We start from the raw sequence: 6,225 nt of genomic DNA, 5'->3' as shown, positions 1-6,225 counted from the left end.
ATAACACAAGAAGAGTTTTTTGCGCTATTTTTGATGTTTTTTTCAAATAAAAAACATGCAGTTCAAAAACTACATGTTTGTTTTATTTCTGTTTACTTTGGAATCGCCATTCAAAGCGAATGCGGTCATAAGTTGGATAGATAGCATTAATCAACCCAAAGGCTAAGGTAAAGCCAGCTAAAACATCTGTTAGATAATGAACACCCACATAAATACGCGAAAGTCCAACAAGGAAAATCAGAAGCCCAGTAATACCATAAACTGCTATTTTAGATTCTTTTTTCGCCAAACGCTGAGCAAGAACAATGGCAATTGCTCCAAGAATCATAAAAGTTCCCAAAGAATGACCACTAGGGAAAGAATAACCACTAGCATGCACTAAATGCGTAATTGATGGGCGTTGACGCTGATAAATATACTTTAAACTTACAATCAAGATACTAGCGAGAAGCCCACTGGCACCTACAAAGATAGCTTCTGCTTTATACTGACGTAGATAAAGCCAGATTACTGCTACGATTGCAATAATAGCCTGTACGGGCGTATTTCCAAGTATGGTAATCGTTTTAAAAAAGCGTGTCAGTCCTGCCGGTAAGTCTCCTCGAACCCAAGTTTGAATGTTGCTATCAAATCCTGTCAAGGCTTCAGGGTAGAACTTAACCATGTAACCGAGAGCAACAAATAACAATAAGGCAAAAGAAGCATAAATATAATGTGTGTGTTTGTGTTTCATATTTATAATTTTACTAGAATAGACTTAAGTGGAGCATAAATCAGAGCAAAGGTTACCGCAAAAATCAATCCTTGAAGTAAATTGAAAGGTACTACCATAGCGAAAAGATATTTATAGAGACCTATGAATTGCGCAATATCAAAGTTGGCAAATTTAGCATAGAGTGGTACTGCATAAATATAGTTAAGAATAACCATAGCAACTGTAAGCAAGACAGTTCCTACAACAGAACCAAAAATATAATTCTTGCTTGTTTGATTTTTCTTCCAAAAATAGCTTAGGCCCCAAACAAAGACTCCTAGAGCAACGAAATTCATAGGAAGTCCAATCATTGATCCTGGACCACCATTGTTTAGCAAAAGCTTCAACAATGAACGAAGCAAGAGAACACCAATGGCACTCTTAAAATCAAAGATAACCAAGGCAATCAGAACAGGAAGGATTGAAAAATCAACCTTCAAAAAGTCTGCTGCTGGAATCAATGGAAATGAAAAATAAAGCAACAAGAATGAAACTGCGGATAAAATGGCAATGTAAGCCAATTTACGTGTGTTTGTCATAAAAAAATTCCTCCAAATTTTAACAATTTGAAAGAAGTTCCCAATGGATTTGCCTATGCCAAAAAAGCCTACGCAAAAAGACTGGTCTTCTTCCATCCAGACTGTACTGTCGGTTGAGGAATCACACCTCATCAGCTTGCGCTCGCGGACTTATCTATAGAATCACCGCCGGTCGGGAGTTTCACCCTGCCCTGAAGACCTTTTAAGAATAACATAAAAAAACCTTGGTGACAAGGTTCTCAAATTATGGATTTCTAATCTGTTGATAGTCAATGACTATAGATACTCTTATAAGAGAAAATAGACCTCTATTTTAACTTGTCATGCTGATAACGATGACTCAGCTCCAAGCCCTCAAACTGTTGCTGACGAAGTGCTTCGTAAACAATCATACAAACAGTGTTGGACACATTTAGACTACGCACATGTTCATCATTCATCGGAATACGAATAGCTTTTTCAGGATGCTCACGCATAAAATCTTCAGGTAGGCCTGTATCCTCTCGACCAAACATAAAATAGTGGTCCTCACCATCATCATAGGCCTCTTCTGAATAAGTCTTATCCGCAAACTTGGTGACTAGATGCAAACGACCATCTTGATTTTTGGACATGAAATCTGCCAAATTGTCATAATAAGTGATGTCAAGCTTATCCCAGTAGTCTAGACCTGCACGTTTCATTTTCTTGTCATCAATTGGAAAGCCCATAGGACGGATGATATGAAGAGGGCTATTAGTCGCTGCACAGGTACGTGCTATATTTCCGGTGTTTTGTGGAATACGAGGTTCAAACAAGACAATATGATTACGTGGCATCTCAATTCTCCTAGACATAAAAAATACCATGTCGCCCGGAGTCAAGCTCAGCAGACGACATGGTTGTGGACGTTCATTAGCTTAAATCATGACAGGTTAGATTTAAAATAACGAATCTTTGAATATATTTTAGCACTTCTAGTCTAAAAGTCAAGACTATTTAAAGAAAAATTTTACCTTTATTCACTTAAATAGGAATAGTTGATAAAGCTAGCTGAAAAGGATGATTTTTCCGCTAAAATAGAGTATCATAGTAATGATTATTTGGAGGTAACTCATGCGTATTATTGTCGTAGGTGCCGGTAAAGTCGGTACCGCACTCTGCCGTTCTCTTGTTGAAGAGAAGCACGATGTTATTTTAATTGAAGAAAAGGAAGAGGTCCTCAAACGCCTCAGCAAACGTTATGATGTTATGGGCTTTGCTGGAAATGGGGCTAATTTTAAAATTCTGGAGCAAGCTGAGGTTAGCAACTGCGATGTCTTTATCGCGATGACTGATAAAGATGAAGTAAACATGATTTCAGCCGTTCTGGCTAAACAAATGGGTGCCAAAGAAACTATTGTTCGCGTGCGTAACCCAGAATACTCTAATGCTTATTTCAAAGACAAAAACTTTCTTGGTTTCTCATTAGTAGTTAATCCTGAACTTTTAACAGCTCGCTATATTGCCAATACAGTTGAATTTCCAAATGCCCTATCAGTTGAGACTTTTGCTAATGGACGCGTTATTCTGATGGCATTTAAAGTCACTGAAAATAGCCAATTGTCTGGTATGACAATGGAACAGTTCCGTAAGAAATTCGGCAATATTCTAGTTTGTACGATTGACCGTCAAGGTGAGCTCATCATTCCAGATGGGAATGCTACCATGCAAATTGGGGATAAGATTTATGTCACTGGTAAACGTGTTGATATGGCGCTTTTCCACAGTTACATCAAGCCAAAAAGTATCAAAAAACTTTTGTTGATTGGTGCTGGACGTATCTCCTACTACTTGCTCAATATCTTGAAAAACAATCGTATTAAGGTCAAATTGATTGAGCAAAAAATGGACCGTGCGCAAACCTTTAGTCAAGTCTTCCCTGAAGTTTCTGTTATCTTAGGTGATGGTACTGCTAAAGACCTTCTTCTCGAGGAAAGTGCAGCCAGTTATGATGCCGTAGCTACCCTAACTGGAGTAGATGAAGAAAATATCATCACCTCTATGTTCCTCGAAAGCCTTGGTATTCACAAGAATATTACTAAAGTCAACCGTACTAGTCTTTTAGAGATTATCGATACACGTGAGACAACAACAATTGTCACACCTAAGAGTATTGCCGTTGACACTGTAATGCACTTTGTCCGTGGGCGTTATAATGCTAAAGACTCTAGTCTTGATGCCCTTCACCATGTGGCTAATGGTCGTATCGAAACCTTGCAATTCCAAATTAAGGAAAACAACAAAATCGCCGGGAAGAAACTTTCTGAGCTTGAATTTGCTAATGGTGTCCTTATCGCTGCTATTATCCGCAATGGAAAATCTATTTTCCCAAAGGGAGAAGACAGACTCGCTATTGGGGATAAAATCGTGGTCGTTACACTCTTACAAAATGTAACTCATATTTACGACTTGTTGAAGAGGTAAGCTGCCATGAATCGATCTATTGTCCGTTTTCTTATTGCCAAGCTCCTACTTATTGAGGCTGCTCTCTTGGTTGTACCACTTATCGTTGCCCTCATTTATCAAGAAGATGCCAAAGTATTTGCCAGCATCTTGGGTACGATGGGGATTCTCCTCTTTCTCGGAGTACTTGGTACTCTCTTTAAACCGAAGAACTACCATATTTACACCAAAGAAGGGATGCTTATTGTAGCCCTCTGTTGGGTGCTCTGGTCCTTCTTTGGAGGATTGCCCTTCGTCTTTGCTGGACAGATTCCAAGTGTCATTGATGCCTTCTTCGAGATGAGCTCTGGTTTTACAACCACAGGGGCTACTATTCTCACAGATACTGGAGTACTTACCCACTCCCTCCTCTTCTGGCGAAGCTTCGCCCACTTGATTGGAGGGATGGGGGTATTGGTCTTTGCCCTAGCCATCATGAACAACAGTAAAAATGGTCACCATGAGGTTATGCGTGCAGAGGTGCCTGGTCCAGTTTTTGGTAAAGTCGTGGCCAAGCTCAAAAATACAGCTCAGATTCTTTACATCATCTATCTGACTATGTTTGTTATTTTTGCTGCTATCCTATGGTTCTGTGGTATGCCACTCTTTGATAGTATTGTCATTGCCATGGGAGGCGCAGGTACTGGGGGATTTGCTGTCTATAATGACTCTATCGCCCACTACCACAGCGATCTGATTACCTATGTGGTTACTGTTGGTACCCTGCTCTTTGGGGTTAACTTCAACCTTTATTTCTATATCCTCCTTCGTAAAATCAAGTTTTTCTTCCAAGATGAAGAACTGCGTACCTACTTTGCGATTGTGGCTATTTCAACTGGTCTGATTATCCTCAATATTTTTGGAATCTACCACAATTTGGCTGACTCTTTCAAATACTCATTTTTCGAAGTGTCAACTATCATCACAACAACCGGTTTTGGTCTGACAGATATTACCAAATGGCCACTCTTTTCTCAGTATATCCTACTCCTCCTGATGTTTATCGGAGGGTCAGCAGGTTCTACAGCTGGTGGTTTCAAGGTTATCCGTGCTATGATTATTGCTAAGATTGCACGAAATCAGACTCTGGCTAGCCTCTATCCTAATCGTATCCTGTCACTTCATATTAATGGAAGTGTTCTCGATAAAGAAACGCAGCACAGTGTTCTCAAATACCTAGCTGTATATGTACTCATTATACTAAGTTTAGTCACTGTTTTGTCACTGGATAATCAAGACCTCTTGATTGTGACAAGTGCTGCTGCTTCAACCTTTAACAACATTGGACCATTACTTGGAACGAGTGATAGCTTTGCTATTTTCAGTCCTTTATCTAAGCTTATCATGGGATTTGCTATGATTGCAGGACGTTTGGAAATCTATCCTTTATTACTCCTCTTCCTACCAAAAACTTGGTCAAAAACTTAAGCATAGAAAAACTCCTTTGGATTCATTTATCCAAAGGAGTTTTATTACGTTTTAGACTAAAATAATCTGGCACCGGATCATCTCCAGTCTCTGATAGGGGGTGACATCTTAAGATACGGGCAATTCCCATAAGAACTCCCTTTAAGCCATGCTTTTCTATTGCTTGGATCATATAAACCGAACAAGTTGGACGAAAACGACAAGACGGTGGAAATAGGGGAGAAATCCATCTCTGATAAGCCCTGACCAAGGCAATCAGAAATCTTTTCATTATTTGACCTTATTGACAGCAGCGTTATGAAGCTGACTGATTTCTTTCTTATTTAGACGGCGTGATTCACCTGGACGAAGCCCTGTCAAATCAAGAGTCCCAAAACGTGTACGAGACAACTTATCAACGAGCAAGCCCACTGATTCAAACATTTTCTTAACCTGGTGGTTACGCCCTTCATGAATTGTCAATTCAACAACTGAACGATTCTTTTCATGGTCAACTTTGATAATATTGTAACGTGCTGGCTTGGTTTTCTTGCCATCAATGACCACTCCACGAGTCAAAGGACGAAGGTTCTCCTTGGTCGCAATACCTTTGACACGCGCCAAATAAACCTTGTCAATCTCATTACGTGGGTGAATCATTTTATCGGTAAAGTCACCATCATTAGTCAAAATAAGTAGGCCAGTCGTATCCCAGTCAAGACGACCAACAGGATAGATACGTTCCTTAACGTGGGGCATGAGGTCAATCACCGTCTTACGATTTTTCTCATCAGATACCGAAGAAATAACCCCTCGTGGCTTATTAAGAAGATAATAGACCTTCTCTTCATTATAAATTGGGCTACCATTTACCTCAACGACATCACCGTTTTTGACAATAGTTGCCAATTCCGTAACGGTCTTCCCATTTAGGGTCACACGACCTTCTTTAATCAGTTCCTCAGCCTTACGACGGCTGGCCACACCAGCGTGGGCAATATATTTATTAATTCGCATTTTTTTCTACAGCTTAAGCTGTATCCTTTCTACCTAGCATCTCTG

General features: G+C 39.8%; 7 protein-coding genes and 1 riboswitch. Of the genes, 2 read left to right on the top strand and 5 right to left on the bottom strand.

Annotated elements, in window-relative coordinates:
• Nucleotides 1–82 precede the first annotated feature (82 nt).
• The 3 genes from HMPREF2877_RS04005 to HMPREF2877_RS03995 all read right to left on the bottom strand — a co-directional run bounded on the left by HMPREF2877_RS04005 (nucleotide 83) and on the right by HMPREF2877_RS03995 (nucleotide 2,111).
• Nucleotides 83–733 (bottom strand): phosphatase PAP2 family protein, encoded by a 651-nt coding sequence (locus HMPREF2877_RS04005; protein ID WP_045001950.1) that lies wholly within the window; start codon nucleotides 731–733, stop codon nucleotides 83–85.
• A gap of 2 nt (nucleotides 734–735) precedes the next feature.
• Complete coding sequence (locus HMPREF2877_RS04000; RefSeq protein ID WP_049529098.1) at nucleotides 736–1,293, bottom strand: ECF transporter S component; 558 nt, start codon at nucleotides 1,291–1,293, stop codon at nucleotides 736–738.
• Nucleotides 1,294–1,373: 80 nt separating this feature from the next.
• Nucleotides 1,374–1,496, bottom strand: a riboswitch (FMN riboswitch).
• 105 nt (nucleotides 1,497–1,601) lie between these two features.
• Nucleotides 1,602–2,111, bottom strand: a complete 510-nt coding sequence (locus tag HMPREF2877_RS03995) for a tRNA (cytidine(34)-2'-O)-methyltransferase (RefSeq protein WP_070578732.1) — start codon at nucleotides 2,109–2,111, stop codon at nucleotides 1,602–1,604.
• A 277-nt stretch (nucleotides 2,112–2,388) separates the two neighbouring features.
• Between HMPREF2877_RS03995 and trkA the strand changes: the two genes are divergently transcribed.
• Both trkA and HMPREF2877_RS03985 read left to right on the top strand, forming a co-directional pair.
• Entirely contained in the window at nucleotides 2,389–3,738 is a 1,350-nt protein-coding gene (gene trkA, locus HMPREF2877_RS03990) for a Trk system potassium transporter TrkA (RefSeq protein ID WP_013990035.1), read from the top strand.
• Between the two features lie 6 nt (nucleotides 3,739–3,744).
• Entirely contained in the window at nucleotides 3,745–5,184 is a 1,440-nt protein-coding gene (locus tag HMPREF2877_RS03985) for a TrkH family potassium uptake protein (RefSeq protein WP_070578728.1), read from the top strand.
• A 22-nt stretch (nucleotides 5,185–5,206) separates the two neighbouring features.
• Here the strand turns inward: HMPREF2877_RS03985 and yidD are convergent, their stop codons facing one another.
• Together yidD and HMPREF2877_RS03975 are read right to left on the bottom strand one after the other, a co-directional pair.
• Nucleotides 5,207–5,455 carry a membrane protein insertion efficiency factor YidD gene (gene yidD / locus HMPREF2877_RS03980; protein ID WP_013990033.1) on the bottom strand — a complete coding sequence of 83 codons (249 nt, stop codon included), beginning with the start codon at nucleotides 5,453–5,455 and terminating at the stop codon, nucleotides 5,207–5,209.
• A complete protein-coding gene (locus HMPREF2877_RS03975; protein WP_049529103.1) occupies nucleotides 5,455–6,180 on the bottom strand; it encodes a pseudouridine synthase in 726 nt (241 codons plus the stop codon). Before HMPREF2877_RS03975 ends, yidD begins: the two co-directional genes overlap by 1 nt.
• Nucleotides 6,181–6,225: the final 45 nt, after the last annotated feature.

Origin of the sequence: Streptococcus sp. HMSC072D03, from assembly GCF_001812855.1 — a bacterium.
Lineage (GTDB): Bacteria > Bacillota > Bacilli > Lactobacillales > Streptococcaceae > Streptococcus > Streptococcus salivarius_D.
This window is presented reverse-complemented; position numbering and strand designations above follow the sequence as displayed.

Coding starts and splice junctions, on each gene's coding strand:
- HMPREF2877_RS03975 (WP_049529103.1), bottom strand. CDS start 6,180: ATGCGAATTAATAAATATATTGCCCACGCTGGTGTGGCCAGCCGTCGT.
- HMPREF2877_RS04005 (WP_045001950.1), bottom strand. CDS start 733: ATGAAACACAAACACACACATTATATTTATGCTTCTTTTGCCTTATTG.
- yidD (WP_013990033.1), bottom strand. CDS start 5,455: ATGAAAAGATTTCTGATTGCCTTGGTCAGGGCTTATCAGAGATGGATT.
- HMPREF2877_RS04000 (WP_049529098.1), bottom strand. CDS start 1,293: ATGACAAACACACGTAAATTGGCTTACATTGCCATTTTATCCGCAGTT.
- HMPREF2877_RS03995 (WP_070578732.1), bottom strand. CDS start 2,111: ATGCCACGTAATCATATTGTCTTGTTTGAACCTCGTATTCCACAAAAC.
- HMPREF2877_RS03985 (WP_070578728.1), top strand. CDS start 3,745: ATGAATCGATCTATTGTCCGTTTTCTTATTGCCAAGCTCCTACTTATT.
- trkA (WP_013990035.1), top strand. CDS start 2,389: ATGCGTATTATTGTCGTAGGTGCCGGTAAAGTCGGTACCGCACTCTGC.